The sequence below is a fragment of the Kitasatospora sp. NPDC002965 genome (assembly GCF_040611255.1).
Lineage (GTDB): Bacteria > Actinomycetota > Actinomycetes > Streptomycetales > Streptomycetaceae > Kitasatospora.
The window spans coordinates 15,195-34,454 of sequence record NZ_JBEXNT010000008.1; the positions used below are offsets into that span (position 1 = coordinate 15,195).

General features: G+C 70.1%; 13 protein-coding genes. 9 read left to right on the top strand and 4 right to left on the bottom strand.

Annotated elements, in window-relative coordinates; all coding sequences use genetic code 11:
* The first annotated feature begins 4 nt into the window (after positions 1-4).
* The 4 genes from ABZY91_RS05620 to ABZY91_RS05635 are packed head-to-tail and all read left to right on the top strand — an operon-like array spanning position 5 to position 8,651.
* Positions 5-2,275 carry a hypothetical protein gene (locus ABZY91_RS05620; RefSeq protein WP_355399967.1) on the top strand — a complete coding sequence of 757 codons (2,271 nt, stop codon included), beginning with the start codon at positions 5-7 and terminating at the stop codon, positions 2,273-2,275.
* Positions 2,272-6,417 carry a discoidin domain-containing protein gene (locus ABZY91_RS05625; RefSeq protein WP_355399969.1) on the top strand — a complete coding sequence of 1,382 codons (4,146 nt, stop codon included), beginning with the start codon at positions 2,272-2,274 and terminating at the stop codon, positions 6,415-6,417. Before ABZY91_RS05620 ends, ABZY91_RS05625 begins: the two co-directional genes overlap by 4 nt.
* Entirely contained in the window at positions 6,414-6,902 is a 489-nt protein-coding gene (locus ABZY91_RS05630) for a hypothetical protein (RefSeq protein WP_355399971.1), read from the top strand. Before ABZY91_RS05625 ends, ABZY91_RS05630 begins: the two co-directional genes overlap by 4 nt.
* 27 nt (positions 6,903-6,929) lie before the next feature.
* The gene (locus ABZY91_RS05635) at positions 6,930-8,651 is read left to right on the top strand and encodes a hypothetical protein (RefSeq protein ID WP_355399973.1); all 1,722 of its coding nucleotides are present in this window, start codon (positions 6,930-6,932) and stop codon (positions 8,649-8,651) included.
* Between the two features lie 65 nt (positions 8,652-8,716).
* On the opposite strand, the gene ABZY91_RS05640 is transcribed toward ABZY91_RS05635, so the two are convergent.
* The 4 genes from ABZY91_RS05640 to ABZY91_RS05655 all read right to left on the bottom strand — a co-directional run bounded on the left by ABZY91_RS05640 (position 8,717) and on the right by ABZY91_RS05655 (position 13,675).
* A complete protein-coding gene (locus ABZY91_RS05640) occupies positions 8,717-9,349 on the bottom strand; it encodes an MBL fold metallo-hydrolase (RefSeq protein ID WP_355399975.1) in 633 nt (210 codons plus the stop codon).
* On the bottom strand, positions 9,346-10,431 hold the full coding sequence (locus ABZY91_RS05645; protein ID WP_355399977.1) for an S-(hydroxymethyl)mycothiol dehydrogenase: 1,086 nt from the start codon (positions 10,429-10,431) through the stop codon (positions 9,346-9,348). The genes ABZY91_RS05640 and ABZY91_RS05645 overlap by 4 nt, the downstream gene beginning before the upstream one ends.
* A 262-nt stretch (positions 10,432-10,693) precedes the next feature.
* Positions 10,694-12,556, bottom strand: coding sequence for a cytochrome P450 (locus ABZY91_RS05650; protein WP_355399979.1), 1,863 nt, complete (start codon positions 12,554-12,556; stop codon positions 10,694-10,696).
* A gap of 600 nt (positions 12,557-13,156) precedes the next feature.
* Positions 13,157-13,675 (bottom strand): Lrp/AsnC family transcriptional regulator, encoded by a 519-nt coding sequence (locus tag ABZY91_RS05655; protein ID WP_355399981.1) that lies wholly within the window; start codon positions 13,673-13,675, stop codon positions 13,157-13,159.
* 195 nt (positions 13,676-13,870) lie between these two features.
* On the opposite strand from ABZY91_RS05655, the gene hppD reads away from it, so the two are divergent.
* From hppD to ABZY91_RS05680, 5 genes are all read left to right on the top strand, one after another.
* Complete coding sequence (hppD, locus tag ABZY91_RS05660) at positions 13,871-15,076, top strand: 4-hydroxyphenylpyruvate dioxygenase (RefSeq protein WP_355399983.1); 1,206 nt, start codon at positions 13,871-13,873, stop codon at positions 15,074-15,076.
* Positions 15,077-15,123: 47 nt separating this feature from the next.
* Positions 15,124-16,329: a homogentisate 1,2-dioxygenase domain-containing protein gene (locus ABZY91_RS05665; protein ID WP_355399985.1), complete on the top strand. Its 1,206-nt coding sequence runs from the start codon at positions 15,124-15,126 to the stop codon at positions 16,327-16,329.
* A gap of 102 nt (positions 16,330-16,431) precedes the next feature.
* On the top strand, positions 16,432-17,268 hold the full coding sequence (locus tag ABZY91_RS05670; protein WP_355399987.1) for a CoA transferase subunit A: 837 nt from the start codon (positions 16,432-16,434) through the stop codon (positions 17,266-17,268).
* A complete protein-coding gene (locus tag ABZY91_RS05675; protein WP_355399989.1) occupies positions 17,259-17,897 on the top strand; it encodes a CoA transferase subunit B in 639 nt (212 codons plus the stop codon). Before ABZY91_RS05670 ends, ABZY91_RS05675 begins: the two co-directional genes overlap by 10 nt.
* Positions 17,898-17,954: 57 nt before the next feature.
* The gene (locus ABZY91_RS05680; RefSeq protein ID WP_355399991.1) at positions 17,955-19,184 is read left to right on the top strand and encodes a Glu/Leu/Phe/Val dehydrogenase dimerization domain-containing protein; all 1,230 of its coding nucleotides are present in this window, start codon (positions 17,955-17,957) and stop codon (positions 19,182-19,184) included.
* The last annotated feature ends 76 nt before the right edge of the window (positions 19,185-19,260 follow it).

The following is a 19,260-nucleotide window of genomic DNA, read 5'->3' on the forward strand; positions in this document are numbered from 1 at the left end:
GACGTTGAGCGGTACCGAAGACCTCCGCGTCGCCTTCCACGACTACCGTCGCCCGCTTGCCGCCGCCGGCGTCTACACGCTCACGGCGGAGCACCACCTGACCAAGGACGGCAACCGGGTCGACGTGAACCCGGCCATCCCCGCCACCACACAGCAGTTCGAGATCCGCGCGGTCCGGTTCGTCCTCGACCCCTCGTCCGTGCACGCCCACTACCCGGCCGAGGGCGCCGCCGGCGACTTCGGCCGCACCCTGCCGCACATCACCCTGGACCGCTCCATCCTGCCCTGGGAGCGGCTGCTGAAGGCCCGCGCGGTGCCCGAACAGGCCCCGTGGCTGGCGCTGATGGTGTTCCGCGCGGGTGAACTGCCCGACGACCCGGAGGGTTTGGGCCGGACCACCACCCGCACCGTCGCCGAACTGTGCCGCCCCGGCGACGGCATCCTCGGGCCCGACCTCAGCAACGAAGGCATCACCCCGGCCATCGAGGCAAGCCGCTGCCAGAGCATCGACGTCCCGGCCGGGCTGTTCACCGCGCTGGTGCCGCGTGAGGAGGAACTGAACTACCTCGCCCACGTCCGCGACGTCTCCACCCGACCGCAACGGCGCGACGACGGCGAGATCCTGACCGAGGGCCAGTACGCCGTCCTGGCCGCCAACCGCCTCCCCCGACAGCCCGGCACCTACACCGCGCACCTGGTCTCCCTGGAAGGCTTCAACGGCAAGCTCGACCCCGGCCAACTGGGCGCGAGCGTAAGGTCCGTGCGGCTGTGCGTGCTGCACTCCTGGACGTTCACCAGCGACCCGGCCGGCACCCGCGACGCCGCAGCCCTGCTGAGCAACCTCGTCGCACCGGCCCGCGAGGAAGGAGGGCGGGAGAACCTGGCACTTCGCCTGCGCCCCAGCGCGGACACCGCGGCCCGGTCCACGCCGGACGCCGAGCGGTATGCCGAGCGCCGCCTGCACCTGGGCTACACCCCGCTGCCGTACCGGCTGCTGTCGGGGGAGACCACCTACGGCTGGTACCGCGGCCCGTTCGTCCCCGTGATCGCCGCCGAGACCCGTGACTTCGCCCGCGACACCCCGAAGACCACGGCCGACCACGCCCTGATCTACGAGCCGGAGCACGGCCTGTTCGACGTCTCCTACGCCGCCGCCTGGACACTCGGCCGCACCCTGGCGCTGAGTGACCCCGACTACAGCGAGGAGATCACCCGCGCGCGGCGCGAACTGGCCAACACCGCGGCGACGATGATGGCCCTGGCCGCCGCCGGCCCGGCGCTCGCCGACGCCGACCCCGCCGACCTGAACGGGCGGACTCTACGGGAGCTGGCCGCTCCCGGTTTCGCGTCGAGTCTCCTCGACGCGTTCACCCGCCCCCTCGCCCCGCACGACCGGGCCCCGGCATCGGCCCGCCGCACCCGCGTCACCCGGCAGAGCGCCCGCGCCGTACTCGCGACCGGACCCAAGGCCGCGGCCCTACAGGCCACCGCCGAACGACACACCCGCACCCTGCCGGCCTGGCTGGACGAACTGACGCTGCTCCGCCGGGTGCCGTTCAACTACCTGGTGCCCAACCCCGCGATGCTCCCCCCGGAGTCGATCCGGCTGTTCCGCATCGACGAGAACTGGATCGAGGCACTGCTCGCCGGAGCCCGCGACGTCGGCGTCCACACCTCGCTGGACGCACTCGTCGACACGGCGCTCACCGCCGCCGTCGACCGCCGCCGCACCCGCGTCCGCACAGCGGAAACCGGCCGGGCCGGGCTGCTGATCCGCTCCGAACTCGTCGAAGCCTGGCCGGTGTTCGACATCCTCACCACCACCGGCGGGGCGAACGTCGCCGAACTGCGCCGCGACCACCTCGCCCCCGACACGCTGCTGCTGCTCCTGGACGCCCTGCCCGACGAGATCGTCATCCGCGAGCCCGGCCAAGGCATCCACTTCGGCATCGACAGCAACGACGCCGCAGGCGACAACAGCGTCATCAACCTGCGTGAGCACCGGCCCGGGCCCGACCTCGGCCACCCGCTGCGCCGCGACTACCCCGCCGCAGGCGGCCTGCTCACCCGCCACCTGCGGCTGCCCGACGGGGGCGGTGCGCCGGACGTTCTCGCCCTGCGCGGCGACCGGGGCCTCGTCCCCGCGCTCGCCGCCGACCTCGACCCGGACCTCGACGACCTCGCACCCGGCGAGTTCGCCCTGCAACTCGTCAACGCCCCCGTCGAGCAACGCCTGACCCTCGACGCGACGCCCGGCCAGGAGAGCGCCCGATGACCGACACCGACCTGATCGTCCCCGTCGAGGTCCACGCGCTGCTGGCCACCCGCGACGTGGCCGCGTACGACGACTTCCGGCGCTGGACCCCCAAATACCCGTGGACGTTCTCCAAGGACCACCGCAGCAACGCCGAACCGCCCATCCAGCACTCCGAGGGGAACCCCGGCGAGGGCATCCACGTGCAGTGGCAGCTGCCCGAGGCCCTGACCACCGGAGCGATCGACCCCGTCACCGGCGTCAGCACCTTCCCGTGGGTGCCCAACCGCTGGCTCGTGGTGCGCTACGCCCAGGTGCGCGGTGAGCTGAAGGCCGCCGGGTTCCTGATCCACAGCGACTACCTGGAGAAGGCCGACGGCGGGCCCGAAGAGTCGGCCTTCACCCCGTTCGTCGACCCGGCCTCCCCCAAGGAAGCGCCGCGCCACGACTACATCGGCCGCGTCCACCCGCTGAGCGATGGTCCCTGGCGCGAGCCGCCCGCCCGCCCGCAGCTGTTTCTCACCGCGATCGGCAGCGGACTTCCCGCCTTCGCCGCCTTCGCCCCGTACCACGAGAACGTCTTCCTCTTCCACGACACCCTCGCCGACCTCAAGGCCAACGACAACTACCCGCCGCCGTGCACCGTCAGCTACTGCGTGATCGGCTGGTACAGCCGGGACGACGCCGACATCCTCACCACCGCGCGCGACATCGAGGGCCTGCTGCCTCCCGACGCCGACCCCGACAGTCCGGCCGACGTGCTGCGGGCCCTGGGCTGGGCCGCCCCCGACGACATGCCGAAAACGATCACCCGGACCCGGTACGTCGGCACCGCCCTCGGCATCCCGTGGAACCGCGAGGGCGGACACCACGACTCCGACCGCCCCAAAACCCAGGACGTCAAGGTCGCGATCGGCCACAGCACCGCCGACGCCGTCGCCGCCCTCGCCGACCACCAGAGCGGCGGCACCGACCTCGCCGACCAGGTCCGCGCCCTGTTCCACGGCAACCCCGACGCGCTCGACGGCCCCGACCGGCAGGTCTCCCTCGACGAGATCACCCGCCGGTCCTGGTTCAGCGGCCACGACGGCGGCGCCACCTGGCAGGTCGTCAACCGGCCGAGCGACCAGGCCGACACCCAGGCCCCACCCCCCGACCAGCCGGACTGGATCACCGCCCTCAACCGCGACCAGGACGACCACGACCAGGCCAAGCACCGGCTCGCCTCCGCACAATGGCGGCTGTGGACGCTGTGGTGGCTGCGCCGCCTCCCCGAGAACCGCCGCCCCCTCGACTACACCTTCGACGAGCAAACCTGGGACCAGCGGATCCACGAGGCCGGAACGCGGGTGACAGAACTCGAAGCGGAGGTCGAACGGCTGAGCGGGAAGGTCCCGCACGGTCTCACCCCCGAAGAGGTCCAGGCCGCGATCGACCGCTACCCCGCGGACAACAAGCTGGAGCTGGCCGACGAGCTGGAGCTGAAGCGCACGCCCCGGCAGAGCTACCACCGCCCCGCAGACCCCGTCCTCGCCCTGACCGGCTCGGGCACCTCGCAGCCGCTCGGCCGCGACGAGGACGACCCGCTGCCTTGCCGCCTGCCCTCCGCGCTGCTCACCCGGGTGAAGATCAACAATGGCTGGGTCGACGCCCCGGCCAACCCGAAGCTGCCCGCCAACACGCCCGAAGTCCCGGGCATCATCGGGGCGGTGGTCGCCGAGTTCGCCCTGCTCGACCAGGCCGTGCGCACCCCGGCCGCCGGCGGCGCCGACACCGCGCTGCACGCCGTCGTCGCCGACCCGGCCGCCAACTCCCAAGGCCCGTGGCCCGAGTACAGCCAGGTATGGCGCCAGCCCTGGCTCCCGCTCTACCTCCAGTGGGAGATCAAACACTGCGCCACCCCGTACCAGAGCCAGGACGCCGCCCCCAACTGGGAGTTCGGCCTCGGTGAGGACGGCGATCCCGAACCCGACCGCTACCGCTACCGCTGGACGGGCAGGGGTGCGGCCCCTGGCGACGGTGACGGCGGACGGCGGTGGAACGCGTTCGGTGGGCGTGCCTTCGTCACCCCCTCCACCCGCTTCGTGCTGCGCGAGCAGGCCCGCAGGCTCGCCGAGCACGCCCCGCCGCAGCTCGCCCGTCAACTGCGCGCCATGCGCGAGGAACTGGAGGGCGTCGACGTGCTCTCCCAGACCCTCGACGGCTTCCACGACTGGCTCATCCAGCAGGACGGCGCAGCCCAGGCCGTTACCGACCACTCGATCCTGGCCCTGGCCGGCGAGACCAACCACGTCCCCGACGGCGCGGAAGGCCACGGCGCGCAACGCTTCCAGCCCGTGCGAGCCGGCCAGTTCCACTTCGTCGAGCTGGTCGTCATCGACCGCTTCGGACGCGTGTGCTCGCTGGTGCAGCCGGTCGACACCCAACCCGTCCAGTTCCCCCTGATCCGCGCGGACAGCGTCGTACCCGACCGCGACCTGTTCCCGAACCCGCCCGGCCCGCAGCGCTTCGTCCAGCTACCGCCCCGGCTCGTCCAACCGGCCCGGGTACGCCTGGACGCCGTGCCACTGCGCGCCGACCAGCCACCCGCCGAGGCGGCCGAAACCGTCGACACCACACAACTCCCGGGCGCCGACGCGCCCGTGGCCGGATGGCTGCTGGTCAACCACCTCGACCGGACACTGCTGGTCTACGGCCCCGACGGAGAACCCCTCGGCGAACTGCGCGTGGTCCGCGACGTCCGGAACACCCGCACGACAGCCTGGAACACGCTCCCGCACGCCCCCTACCGCCACCCGGAGGACGACGACTTCGCCGCCGCCTACCCGCATGTCTCAGCCTTCGCCCGCGGCCTGCTCGGCCACGAGCCGGAAGCCTTCGAGGCGCTGGCCAGGACGATCGACACCGCGCTCGACCACATCCTCGAACCCTCACCCGACGAGGACCGCTCCCCGGCACGGCTGATCGGCCGCCCCATCGCCCTCATCCGCACCCGCCTCAACCTGGACCTGATGGGCGAGCCGCTGACCGACCCCAGCTGGAAGCGCGCGCTCGTCCCGCCGGACGAGGACTACCCCGACCCGAGTGACTACCCCGACCACCGGAACTACCCCGACTACCGCTGGACCGTGCGCCTCGGCGACCCCGACCGGCTGTCCGACGGCCTCATCGGCTACTTCGCCGCCGACGACCACGACCGGCGCACCCGCTACCACCGCTTCCACGCCGTCGACCCGGACGGCCCGTCGAACGACTACGTGACGGCCATCGACACCGGCGCCCACCTCACCCTTCCCGCCCGGCCCGCCGACCGCCCCGCCACCCACCACCTCACCCTGCTCGCCTGCCCGCACACCGCCGTCCATGCCACCACCGACATCCTCCCCGTCGCCGACGTCACCGTGGACGCGGACACCACCCACCGGGCCCTGGCCCGCATCCGCGCCTCCTTCCGCCTCAACCCCCTGCTCGCCCCCGACCGGTTCGGCCCCCCGGTGGCGGCCGCCTCCCTCAAAGCCCGGCCCGGCCACCCCGTCTCGGCGATGACGGACGGCGACCCGACCACCTCCCACGAGAGCAGCGAACCGCCGGCGGCAGGTGACTGGGTCCGGCTCGACCTGCACACCGAACGGCGAGTGGAAGCCGTCGACATCCTCCTCGGCCGCCCGGACGGCAGCGGCACCCCGACAGCCACCGAGCTGGAGGCCTCCACCGACGGCGAGCAGTGGACCGTCCTGCGCGGCCACACCCGGGTGACCGAGATCCACCACACTCCCGAACCACCGCTCACCGCGCGCTTCCTGCGGCTGCGACACACCAGCTCCGCCGCCGAACCCTGCGCCGTCCGCGAGTTCGGCGTGCAAGCCGAACCGCCGGACAAATCCCTCGTCATGCCCCGCCCCGCAGCCTGGCACGGCGACTGGACCTGGGCCGAACCGATCCCCGTGGACGGCACCGCGACCGGCCTGCCGCTGCCCGACTGGGACGAGCACCTCATTGACAACGCCGACCAGCTCTCCCACCCCGACGCACCCCTTCCCGTCGCCCGCTCCGGCTACCTCCAACTCCAGCCGCCGGCCCCGGGACGGACCCGCTCCACCCCGGCCCCCGCCCCTGCCCCGGCCCTCGCCCCTGCCCAGGCCCCGGAAGGAACCGCGTCGTGACCAGCCCCAACCCGGCCCTCCTCCTCCCGTACCGCCTGGAGCACACCCCGGCGACGGCCACACAGCCCGGAGAGGCGGCCCTCGACCGCGTCCGCCTCACCATCGGCGACGACCCGGACGGCCGCAGTGCCTGGCCGGTGCGGTGCGCGCGGATCTCCGTCGGCCTCCCGCTCGCCGAGCACGCATCCGTGCCGTCCGGAGAACCCGTCATCCTGCGCACCCGACTGGAACTCGAACGCGGCACCGGCCACGGCCGGCAGTGGTTGGTCGAGACCACCACCACCGACCCGGCCGTCACCACCCTCACGCTGATCCCCGCCGAACCTGCCCGTTTCGACGGAACCTGGGCCCTCACCCTCACCCTCGACATCAGCACCCCGCTCGGCACCCGGTGCCGCATCACCGAGGACACCGCGCTCGGCGACAGCAGCCCGCAGCGCCGCGCCGGCACCGCCGCCTTCACCGGCGCACCCCTGCCCAACTGACCCCCTGCACAGAGGAGTTCCACAGCCGTGACCACCGCTGACCTCCCCATGCTGCTCCCGCCCGCCATGGTTCCGGAGCCCGGCACGCTGAATGTCTCGACCTTCGCGAAACCGGAGTACGCCAAACTGACCTTCACCTACGGCAAGGTGAAGTCCGGCGGTAACTGGCCCGTGCACTGCAAGTGGTTCAAGGTCCGCATCCCGACCGGCCGCCAGGCATCCGCCCTGACCAGCGAACCGTCCCTGATCCGCCACGAGTTGACCGTGCCGGAGGGCAAACGGCAGTGGACCGTCGAGCGCGACACCCGTGACCCCAACCAGGTCGTCTTCACCTGCTCACCGCCGCCGGGCGAGCCCGCCGCGTTCGACGGAACCTGGAGCGTCGAGCTGGAGTTGTGGGGCATCGAGGTCAACGGCGGCGTCGGCCCGGTCGCGATCGTCTGGGAGGAGTCCACCTCGGCCGCCGGGGCAACCGGCCGATTCGAGGACCGCACCGGCCGGGGCGAGGTCAGCAAGCGAGACGACTCGTTCTACCTGCACAGCTTCCGCCCGGCCTCCGTGGCCATCGGCCGCAACACCAAGGCCACCCTCCACTGGGAAGGCACCCCCCACGCGACGTACACCATGTACTACCGCAAGCCGGACGGCACCCAGGGATCGTCCACGGCCGCCGGCGGCAGCTGGACCTCCCCGGTGGAGCTGGTCGACGACTCGACCTTCACCCTCGAAGCGAAAATGGAGAACGAAGTTCGCTATCTCACCACCTACATCAAGGTCAACGACCCCGACATCGCCGTCACCACGGTGACTGCCGCCGGCGACAGTGTGTTCAACGGGCATGTCACCCAGGCGGCCGGCAAGGTCCTCCGCGTCGGGGAAATCCGTGGTCCCCACAGCGCCACAGCGCCCAACGAGAGGCCCCTGACCATCGCAGGCGGTGCCTTGACCATCTCGAACAGCAGCACCGAATTCAGCAACGCCATCATCGCGAAGGCCATCAAGTCGCCCGAAAACGCTGCGCTCACTATCGAGAACATGCCGAGTGCCGTGAACATCGCCAAAAAGGTGAAGGTCACTTTCGCCGACGGCGTTCTCTCGGTCACCGGCGATGGGACCTACAGCGGCGCCATCAGTACCATCAGCATCGCGGCCAGCCAGATCAACGGACGCGGGGCCGGCGCGCTCGGCCTCAACGGCAGTGTCACGGTCAACGGCACCCTCGCTGCTACCGGTGACGTCACCGCCGGCGGCAATGTCACTCTTGACCCTGGGGCGACCGGGTATCTCTGGCTCAAGACGGGCCGCTTCGACACCGCGGCGCAGGCCACCGTGAACCTCCACGGTGGCCTCAACGCCAACGGTGGCCTGAACATGGGCGCAGGCAAGAACATCACCGTCCCCCAGGGCGGTGGCTCGCTTGTGGTGGCCGACGCGTTCGTCGCGAAATCCCATCATCCGGGCTACACGTATCCCAAGGTGGAGGTGGGGCCGACGGGCGTTGCCACCTCCTTCACCCACAAGGGGAGGCGCGTCCTGCGTACCGGTGACCTGGTCTACCTCAAGTCTCACTGGCAGAACAGCTATCTCAAGGCCGACCCCAACGACAAGGAACAGAAGGTCACCCGGACACCGTCCCCCGACATGAGCAACGGTCGCTTCATGTGGTATTTGGACATCTCCGGATATTCGCCTGCCGCCGTGGTCGACGAGGAGGCCGAGGACGCCGAGGACGCCGAGGCCCTGGAATAGCAGGGGCGTGGCAAAGTCCCGGTGACCACGTGATCCTGGAGCCGATCGCCCGGCTCCCGGCGGACTCAGCGCCCTCGGCGGACCCAGTTCCTCAGGTGCGGTGCCTCCGCGCCGACGGTGGTCGATCTGCCGTGGCCGGGGTGCACCACGGTCTCCGGTGGCAGAACCAGGAGTTCGGTTCGGATGGAGCGGATGATGGTGGGGAAGTCGGAGTAGGAGCGCCCGGTTGCGCCGGGGCCGCCCGCGAACAGGGTGTCGCCGGTGAACACCGAGCCCAGCGCAGGGGCGTAGAGCGAGATCGCGCCCGGGCTGTGGCCGGGTGTGTGCAAGACGGTCAGTTCGGTGTCGGCGGCGGCGATCCTACGTCGGTCGGTGAGGTAGCCGTCCGGGTCCCGGTCGGGATGGATGTGCTTCCACAACAGTCGGTCATCGAGGTGGATCAAGATCGGTGCACCCGTCGCGTCGGCCACCGCGGGGGCGGCGTTGATGTGGTCGTTGTGGCCGTGGGTGCAGACGATCGCTGTCACCCGTCGGTCGCCGACAGCGGTGGCGATGGCATCGACGTCGTGCGCCGCGTCGATGACGACGACCTCGCTGTCGTCGCCGACGATCCAGACGTTGTTGTCCACCTCCCACGTCTCGCCGTCCAGGTGGAAGGTGCCGGAGGTGACGGTGCGCTCGATTCGGGTCAGGGTCACAGCACGACCACCGAACGCAGAACGTCCCCCTTGTGCATGCGGGCGAAGGCGTCCTCGACCCCGTCCAGTTCGACGGTCTCACTGACGAAGGCGTCCAGGTCCAGACGGCCCTGCAGGTAGAGGTCGACGAGCACGGGGAAGTCGCGGGAGGGGAGGCAGTCACCGTACCAACTGGACTTCAGCGCACCGCCTCGGCCGAACACGTCCGACAACGGCAACTGCAACTGCATCTCGGGAGTGGGGACGCCGACCAGGACGACCGTGCCCGCCAGGTCGCGGGCGTAGAACGCCTGCTGGAACGTCTCCGTGCGACCGACCGCGTCGATGACCACGTCGGCGCCGAACCCTCCGGTCAGACCTCGTACGGCGGCGACAGCGTCGGTCCGGCTGGAGTCGACGGTGTCGGTGGCTCCCAGGGACAGCGCGGTGTCCAGCTTTCGGTTGTCGAGGTCGACGGCAATGATCTTCGCTGCGCCGGCGAGTCGTGCGCCGACCACGGCAGCGCTTCCCACGCCGCCGCACCCGATGACGGCGACCGAGTCGCCGCGGCCGATGTTGCCGGTGTTGAGAGCAGCTCCCAGCCCGGCCATGATCCCGCAGCCGAGCAGGCCCGCGGCGGCGGGCGCCGCCGCGGCGCTGACCCTGGTGCACTGTCCTGCCGCGACCAGGGTCTTCTCGGCGAAGGCGCCGATCCCCAGGGCGGGCGTCAGCTCGGTGCCGTCGAGCAGGGTCATCTTCTGCGTGGCGTTGTGCGTCTCGAAGCAGTACCAGGGCCGACCGCGCCGACAGGCCCGGCAACGGCCACAGACCGCGCGCCAGTTGAGGATGACGAAGTCGCCCGGGACGAGGTCCGTCACGCCCGCGCCGACCGACTCCACCACACCCGCGGCCTCGTGGCCGAGCAGGAACGGAAAGTCGTCGTTGATGCCGCCTTCTCGGTAGTGCAGGTCAGTGTGGCAAACCCCGCACGCCTGCACCTGCACCACCGCCTCGCCGGGACCCGGATCGGGCACCACGATGGTCTCGATCCGGACCGGCTCGCCTTTCGTCCGAGCCACGACACCTCGTACGTGCTGGGGCATTGTGTTGCTCCTCTTGTTTCGTTCGATCGATGGGTTTGCTTGCAGCCGGTCACTGCGGCGCGCGGACGAGAACCGGGCAGGAAGGATCCGGGCGCGCAGATCTCGCGCCGGCGGGCCCGGCCGGCTGAGACCAGGACGAGAGCGGTGACCGCGGGGCCGGGCTTGTCGTGGTCGACAGGCGCCGAATCACCCCCGCCCGCTGCCGCCGCTCCGAGCGAGCACGGACCATGCCGAGCGGGACGTATGCGCCCGCGAACGGCGTCTAGAGGTCGAGTGCCAGGTTCTCATCCCGGCCTCGGGAGACGCAGACGAGCATGACGTCTCCGCGCTTCTTCTCGTCATCGGTCAACAGGTGATCACGATGATCCACCGCACCGGCGAGGACCCGCGTCTCGCACGACCCGCAGACGCCCTCCCGGCAGGTGGACGGGACGATGATCCCGGCGCCTTCCAGAGCGTGCAGGACGGTCCTGTCCTTCGGTACGAGGATCTCCTTGCGCGTGCGGGCGAGCCAGACGCGGCACTCGCGCTCGTTCCCCACAGCGGCGACAGGCTCGGCAGGGGGTGCGAACCTCTCCACGCGCAGGGTGACGGCCGGCTTGTCCGTGGCCGCCGTGGCGAGGTCGTGGAGCATGCCCTCCGGGCCGCAGGCGTAGACCTGGGTGCCGTCAGGGACGGAGCGCAGGATCGCCGTCAGGTCGGGCCGCCCCCGGTCGGCGGTGGTCCAGACCTCTACTGCCGGAGCGAATGCCTCCACTTCGTCGAGGAAGGTCATGGCGTCTCGGTCACGACCGACGTACAGCAGGCGCCATCGCGCACCGGAACCGGCCAGGGAGCGTGCCATGGGCAGCAGCGGGGTGATCCCGATGCCGCCGGCGACGAGGAGGTACGCGGGGGCGGGGGCGAGCCGGAAGGTGTTGCGGGGAAGGACTGCTTCGAGCACATCGCCGACTTCCAGGGCGTCGACGAGGAAGGCCGATCCGCCGCGGGAGTCCGGGGTGCGGCGCACGGCCACGCGCCAGGAGTACCGGTCTGCGGGGTCGCCGCACAAGGAGTAGGAGCGCCGGAATCGCTGGTCGGAGCGGGCGATGGTGAGATCGACGTGCGCCCCCGGAGTCCAGGGCGGCAGTTGGTCTCCTCGCTCGTGCCGGAGGGTGATGACGGCGACGTCACCGACCGGCCGGTGCAGGTCGGCGACCTGGAGCGTGATCACCGGGGCCGCCGCCCGGGCTGCCGTCCGTGCTGCGGTCTGGGCTGCCGCCCGTGCCGCCGCCTGGGCTGTGGCCCGGGTGGCGGCCTGCACCGCCGCCCGGGCTGCCGCGACGTCCCCGGCCGGCGTGGTCGCTCCCGCGCCCCCCAGGTCGACCTTCAGGCTGGTCGGACCGCGGAACTCCCAGCCTCGTACCACTGGCTCCTCGGCCAGTCGCATGGACGGGTAGGCCGTCAGCAATTCCTCCAGCGCGATGCGCACCTGGGTGCGGGCCAGTGTGGCGCCCACGCAGGAGTGGACCCCGGCACTGAAGGCCAGATGCTGGTTGTGCTCACGCCAGAGATGGAACTCGTCGGGAGACTCCCAGTGCCGCGGGTCCCGGTTGGCGGATGCCAGGACTGCGAGCACGATCGCGCCTTCGTCCAGGGGCACGCCCGAGACGATGGCCGGGGCGGTCACCCGCCGGGTGACGGTTCCGACCGGGGACCCGAACCGCAGCGCCTCCTCGACGAGGCGCACGATCGCGGACTTGTCGCGGTCGATCTCCCGGCGGACCGCCTGGTTTGCCAGGTAGGCCGTGAGCGCATGCCCGAAGAGGTCACGGGGCTCCTGCATACCGCCGATGAGCAGCAGCTTGGTAGTCGCCGCGATCTCGTCGAACGTGGCACCGCTCGCGGCGAGGCCGGCCAGCAGCGTTCCGGGTTCAGGCCCTCGTCGTAGCCGGTGGCGCACCATGTCGTCCACGGCGGCACCGGCCTCGTCCGCCTGTCGCTGCTTGCCCGGGTCACGCTCGTAGTTGGCGGCGCCCGCGGCGATCCCCTCGACCCACCAGGTGAATACCGCGGCGGGCATGTCGGGCAGCCCGGTGACGTGCAGCAGGGTGCGGATCGCCAGCGACTGGGCGAACCCGTTCACGAGGTCCACCTCGCTGTGTGGGCGAAGCTCATCGAGAAGGCTGCGGACGTTCCTGCGGACCGCGCGCTCCACGGTCCGTTGAACGACCGATGGGCGCAGCCCCTCTGTCAGGGGTGCCCGCAGCCGGTCGTGGTAGGCGCCGTCGCTGTGCAGCAGGTTCGGACCGATACTCCGCGACAGAGGTGAGTCGTGCACTGCCGCGCTGAAGGACTGCGCGTCGCGGGAAATGCGATGCACGTCCTCCCATCTCGTCACCAGGAACGCGTGTGCGGCGGGAACCCAGGAGACAGGTTCGATGTCCCGGAGACGCTCGTAGACGGGGAAGGGGTCACTGTCGAGTTCACTGATCGAAATGGTCGCACCGAGCGAGCCGGGCGTCGGCGGCCCGGGCGCCGGCGGCTCGGGGCTGGAAGTCGTTGTGCTCATGGGATCAGCGTGAGCGGCCGGACGGGGAAAGGCAGCAGGCCGCGGCGTTCCCCGAGCGGCTCTCCGGAAATGGGGATTCTTCCTGCGCGGTTGTTCTGCCGGGGCCGGTCTGCCTGTACATCTGCCCAGTGCCCTGGTTCGTCGGTACGGCCCGTGCCGGGCAGAAGCGGCCTGTCAGCTCTGCGGGACGCTCCTGCCGTCGCGATATGCCGGGGCCCTGCCGCCGCCCTGGGCGTGCCTCGCCAGCAGCGGCAGCGTGCGCGGCTCCACCACCGTGGAGAGGACCATGACGCTGGTGGAGCGGGCGATGTGCGGCGAGCCGGTCACCTCCAGGAGAGCCTGCTGCAGTTCTTCCTGGTTCCGAGCGGCCATGCGGCAGAGCACATCGCCGGTTCCGGTGGTCGCGTACGCGTCGAGCACGGCCGGATGGCGTTCGAGTACCGCGCGGACCTCGTGCAGCGCGCCCTGGGCGATCTCGAGCGTCACGAAGGCCTGGACGGCGTAGCCCGCGGAACCCAGGTCGATGTCGGGCCCGTATCCGGTGATCACGCCGGAGGATTCCAGCTTCTCCACCCGGGACTGCACCGTCGCTCGCGCTACGCCGGTGAGCCTGGACAGCTCCAGGTATCCCACGCGGGGGTGGTGCTTGAGGGCGTTCAGCAGGGCGACGTCCAGTCCGTCGAGGCCGCGCATGGGCAGATTCCTTCCGCCAGTGGCAGGTCAGGTGCCAGAAGTAGGCGCAGCGTATAGCAGAAGCGCATCTCTCCCAGGCTTACTTCGCAGATCTACCGGCGCATGCAGCGTGTGTTGCGCAGTTGCGGGGCCGCCTGTTCATACTCCCGCTGCCAGCCACTGTCGCCCAGCGACATCCAGCCAGTGGAGTAAGCCATGAGCCTCGCGCACATCCTCACCGACCAGGAGCGACTGGCCGGCCTCGGCCTCGACCAGCTGGAGCAGCTGGTCGGACTGGTCACCTACGACGCCACCACGGATCCCTTTCCGGTGGCCGGATGGGACGCGGTCGAGTGGGTCGTCGGCAACGCCAAGCAGACGGCGCACTTCTTCCAGTCCGCCCTGGGAATGGAGCTTGTGGCCTACTCCGGACCCGAGCACGGCAATCGTGATCACCACGCCTACGTCCTCGCCAGCGGAGCGGTCCGCTTCGTGGTCAAGGGCGGTGTGCACCCGGACAGCGGACTGCACGAGCACCATCGCCGGCACGGTGACGGTGTCATCGACATCGCTCTGCAGGTGCCGGACGTGGATCGCTGCATCGAGCACGCACGAAGCCAGGGTGCGACGGTGCTGGAGGAACCGCATGACGTCGCGGACGAGCACGGGGTGCTTCGCGTCGCGGTCATCGCCGCCTACGGCGAGACCCGGCACAGCCTGGTGGACCGCTCGCGCTACGAAGGCGTCTACCGGCCCGGGTACGTCGGCCTGACCTCGTCCTACGTCAAGCGTCCGGGCGCGCCGAAGCGCCTGTTCCAGGCCCTGGACCACATCGTGGGCAACGTGGAACTCGGCCGCATGGATGAATGGGTGGACTTCTACAACCGCGTCATGGGCTTCACGAACATGGCGGAGTTCATCGGCGACGACATCGCGACCGACTACTCGGCTCTCATGTCGAAGGTGGTGGCCAACGGCAACCACCGAGTGAAGTTCCCGCTCAACGAGCCGGCCGTCGCCAAGAGGAAGTCACAGATCGACGAGTACCTGGAGTTCTACCAGGGACCGGGGGCGCAGCACCTGGCCCTGGCGACGAACGACATCCTCCGCACCGTGGACTGCCTCCGGCAGGAGGGCGTCGAGTTCCTCGCCACCCCGGACTCCTACTACGAGGACCCGGAACTGCGGGCCCGCATCGGTGAGGTCCGCGCCCCCATCGAGGAACTGCACAAGCGAGGCATCCTGGTCGACCGTGACGAGGACGGCTACCTCCTGCAGATCTTCACCAAGCCGATCGGGGACCGTCCCACCGTCTTCTTCGAGTTCATCGAGCGCCACGGCTCCCTCGGCTTCGGAAAGGGCAACTTCAAGGCGCTCTTCGAGGCGCTGGAGCGCGAGCAGGAGCGGCGGGGCAACCTCTAGCCGCCGGCCGCGCGCGGCCACCTTCACCAAGGATCCAGGAGCGACAGATGGCTCGTTACCTCAGCGTTGGGCTCGTCCCGCCCAAACGTCACACCCAGCACCGCACTCCCACCGGCGGGCTGTACTACGAGGAACTGATGGGTGAGGAGGGGTTCTCCTCCGACTCCTCCCTGCTCTACCACGCCGGTGTTCCGTCGGCAGTCGTGGACGCACGGCGCTGGGACTTCCTGGACCAGGGCACGGTGGCGAACCACCCCCTGAAGCCCCGACACCTCAGGCTCCACGACCTGTTCCCCGGCCGGAGCTGGACGACCGCCGATGCGGTGACCGGGCGGCGTCTGGTGTTGGGAAACGCCGACGTGCGGCTCTGCTACGCCGCGGTCGGCCGGCCCTCACCGCTGTACCGGAATGCCACCGGCGACGAGTGCGTCCACGTCGAGTCCGGATCAGGGGTGCTTGAGACGGTCCTCGGCAGTCTGGCGGTGGGTCAGGGCGACTATGTGATCGTCCCCCGGGCCGTAACCCACCGGTGGGTACCGAACCGTGGAGTACCGCTGCGGCTGTACTTCATCGAGGCGAACGGTCACATCGGCCCGCCCCGGCGCTTCCTGTCGCGCTACGGGCAGTTCCTGGAGCACGCCCCCTACTGCGAGCGCGACCTGCGCCTGCCGACGGTACCTCGCGTGGCGGACGAGCAGGACGTCGAGGTCTACATCAAGCACCGCGGCCACGGCGCCGGCGGGCTCGCGGGTACGGTCCACGTCCTGGCACGGCATCCCTTCGACGTGGTGGGGTGGGACGGGTGCCTGTATCCGTACGCGTTCAACATCTCCGACTACGAGCCGATCACCGGGCGTGTCCACCAGCCGCCCCCGGTACACCAGGTCTTCGAGGGCGACAATTTCGCCGTCTGCAATTTCGTGCCCCGCAAGGTGGACTACCACCCCTTGGCCGTGCCGGTCCCGTACTACCACTCCAACGTGGACTCCGACGAGGTCATGTTCTACGTCGGCGGTGACTACAAGGCACGCAACGGCTCCGGCATCGGTCAGGGCTCGCTCTCCCTGCACCCCGGCGGTCATGCGCACGGGCCGCAGCCTGGCGCCGTCGAGCGCAGTCTGGGGGCGGAGTTCTTCGATGAGCTGGCGGTGATGGTCGACACCTTCCGGCCGCTGGAACTCGGTGAGGGCGGCCGTGCGGTCGACGACGGGGTGTACGCCTGGTCGTGGGCCGGCCGGGGGAGCACATCATGACCGCGCTGCCGCCACCCGCAGGCGCCGGCGGTCCGGACACGCGTCGGGCGGTGGCCGCACCGCTGCGCCGAGAGAACGACGACACCGTGAAGGGCATGGGTAGTGGACAAGGTTGCTTCCTCCGTATTCTCAGCAGTTGCCGACATCGGCGACGGGGCTCGCCTGGCGGTCGGCGGATTCGGGCTCTGCGGCATCCCCAGTGTGCTGATCGCCGGCCTGCACCAGGCGGGCGTGAGCGATCTGGAGATCATCTCCAACAACTGCGGCGTGGACGACTGGGGTCTGGGAATCCTGCTGCACGAGAGGCGGATCCGCCGGGTCATCTCCTCGTACGTGGGTGAGAACAAGGAGTTCGCGCGGCAGTACCTGGCGGGCGAACTGGAGGTCGAGCTCACACCACAGGGCACGCTCGCCGAACGACTACGGGCCGGCGGTGTCGGTATCCCGGGCTTCTACACCCTCACCGGCACCGGCACCCAGGTCGCCGAAGGCGGCCTGCCGTGGCGCTACCACCCCGACGGCAGCGTCGCGGTGGCCTCGGCGCCCAAGAGGACCAGAGACTTCCACCTCGACGGGGTCACCCGCACCTACATCCTGGAGGAGGCGATCACCGCCGACTACGGCCTGGTCCGGGCCTGGAAGGGCGACCGGCACGGCAACCTGGTCTTCCGCCGGAGCTCACGGAACTTCAACCCGCTGTGCGCCATGGCCGGGCGGATCACGATCGCCGAGGTCGAGCACCTGGTCGAGCCTGGCGAGCTCGACCCGGACGCGATCCACCTGCCCGGGATCTACGTCCACCGCGTGCTGCCCCTGACGCCGGGCCAGGCATCGTCGAAGAGGATCGAACGCCGCACCACGCGACCTGCCGCGGTCCACGCCGACGGTCGGGAGGCATCGGCGACCACCGAGACCGGAAGGCCGAAACCATGTCCATGACCCGCGATCAGATGGCCGCGCGCGCAGCCGCGGAACTGCGCGACGGCGACTACGTCAACCTCGGCATCGGACTGCCCACCCTGGTGCCGAACCACGTCCCCGACAACGTGGAGATGGTGCTGCAGTCCGAGAACGGCATCCTGGGCATCGGGGCCTATCCCGCTGCGGGAGACGAGGACCCGGACCTCATCAACGCCGGCAAGGAAACCGTGACCGTGCGCAAGGGCGCCTCCTTCTTCGACTCCGCGATGTCCTTCGGAATGATCCGCGGAGGGAAGATCGACACGGCGATTCTCGGCGCGATGCAGGTATCCGCCGATGGTGACATCGCCAACTGGACGATCCCCGGGTCGATGATCAAGGGGATGGGCGGGGCGATGGACCTCGTCCATGGAGCGAAGAGGGTCATCGTGCTCATGGAGCACACCACCAGGGACGGCGCCTGCAAGATCCTGCGGGAGTGCTCCCTGCCCTACACCGGACGCCGAGTGGTCCAACGGATCATCACCGACCTCGCTGTTCTCGACATCACCCCGTCCGGCCTGGTCCTGCGCGAACTCGCACCGGACGTGACGCTGGAACAGGTGCGCGCCCGGACGGAACCCGACTTCGCCGTCGACCTGCGCTGACAGTCGCCCCGCCCTCGCCACCCTGTCCCGGCAACGAAACCCCCTCCGAGGAACCCCATGAAGAACCTCCTTGCCCAGTTCGAGCAGAAAGCCCCGGAAATCGTCTTCGAGTGGAACGACACGGAGACATCCGCCAGGGGCTGGGTAGTGATCAACTCTCTGCGGGGAGGCGCCGCAGGCGGCGGAACCCGTATGCGGCAGGGACTCGACCGCAACGAGGTCGAGTCCCTGGCGAAGACCATGGAGATCAAGTTCACGGTGTCCGGCCCGCTCATCGGAGGGGCGAAGTCCGGAATCGACTTCGACCCCCAGGACCCCCGGAAGCACGAGGTGCTGCGCCGCTGGTACAAGGCCGTCGCACCGTTGCTGAAGTCCTACTACGGCACCGGTGGTGACCTCAACGTCGACGACAGACACGAGGTCGCGCCCATCACCGAGAGCCATGGCGTGTGGCATCCGCAGGAAGGCGTGGTCAACGGCCACTACGGGGACGCCGGCGGCATGCGCCTCGTTCAGCGTGTCGGACAGCTCCGGCAGGGAGTGTCCAAGATCGTGGAGGATCCTCGCTTCACTCCCGACCCCCACGGCAGGCACACGGTCGGCGACCTCGTCACAGGATGGGGTGTCGCGGAATCGGTGCGGCACTACTACGCCATCTACGGCGGTGACTTGGCCGGCAAGCGTGTCATCGTCCAGGGATGGGGCAACGTCGGGGCTGCGGCCGCCTATTACGCGGCACGGTCCGGCGCCCGCGTGGTCGGTGTGATCGACCGCAGCGGCGGACTCGTCAACCCTGCCGGATACAGCGCGGACGAGGTACGCTCCCTGTTCCTCGGCAAGCAGGGCAACACGCTGCAAGCCGATGCCCTCGTCCCCTTCGATCGGATCAACGACACCGTGTGGGACGTCGGCGTGGAGGTCTTCCTCCCCTGCGCGGCGTCACGTCTGGTCACACGCGAACAGGTCGACCGTCTGACGGCGAACGGCCTCGAAGTCATCGCCAGCGGTGCCAACGTGCCGTTCGCCGATCCCGAGATCTTCTACGGACCCGTCTACGAACACGCGGACAACGGCGTTGCTGTCGTCCCGGACTTCGTCGCCAACTGTGGCATGGCACGTACCTTCGCCCTCCTGATGCAGGGCGACGTGGAGGTCTCCGACGAATCGATGTTCGTGGACGTCTCGTCAACGATCGAGCACGCACTGAAGCTGTGCCATGCGCGTTCACCGGCCCCCGTGCGAGTGGCGAGCACCGCTTTCGCGATCGCCCTCGACCAACTCCTCTGACGCCCGGTCCGGCAGTCCGCCTCGCCCCCGGCACAGAGCGTCGTACGCCGGCTCCTGAGGGCGGCGCCCGTGGCAC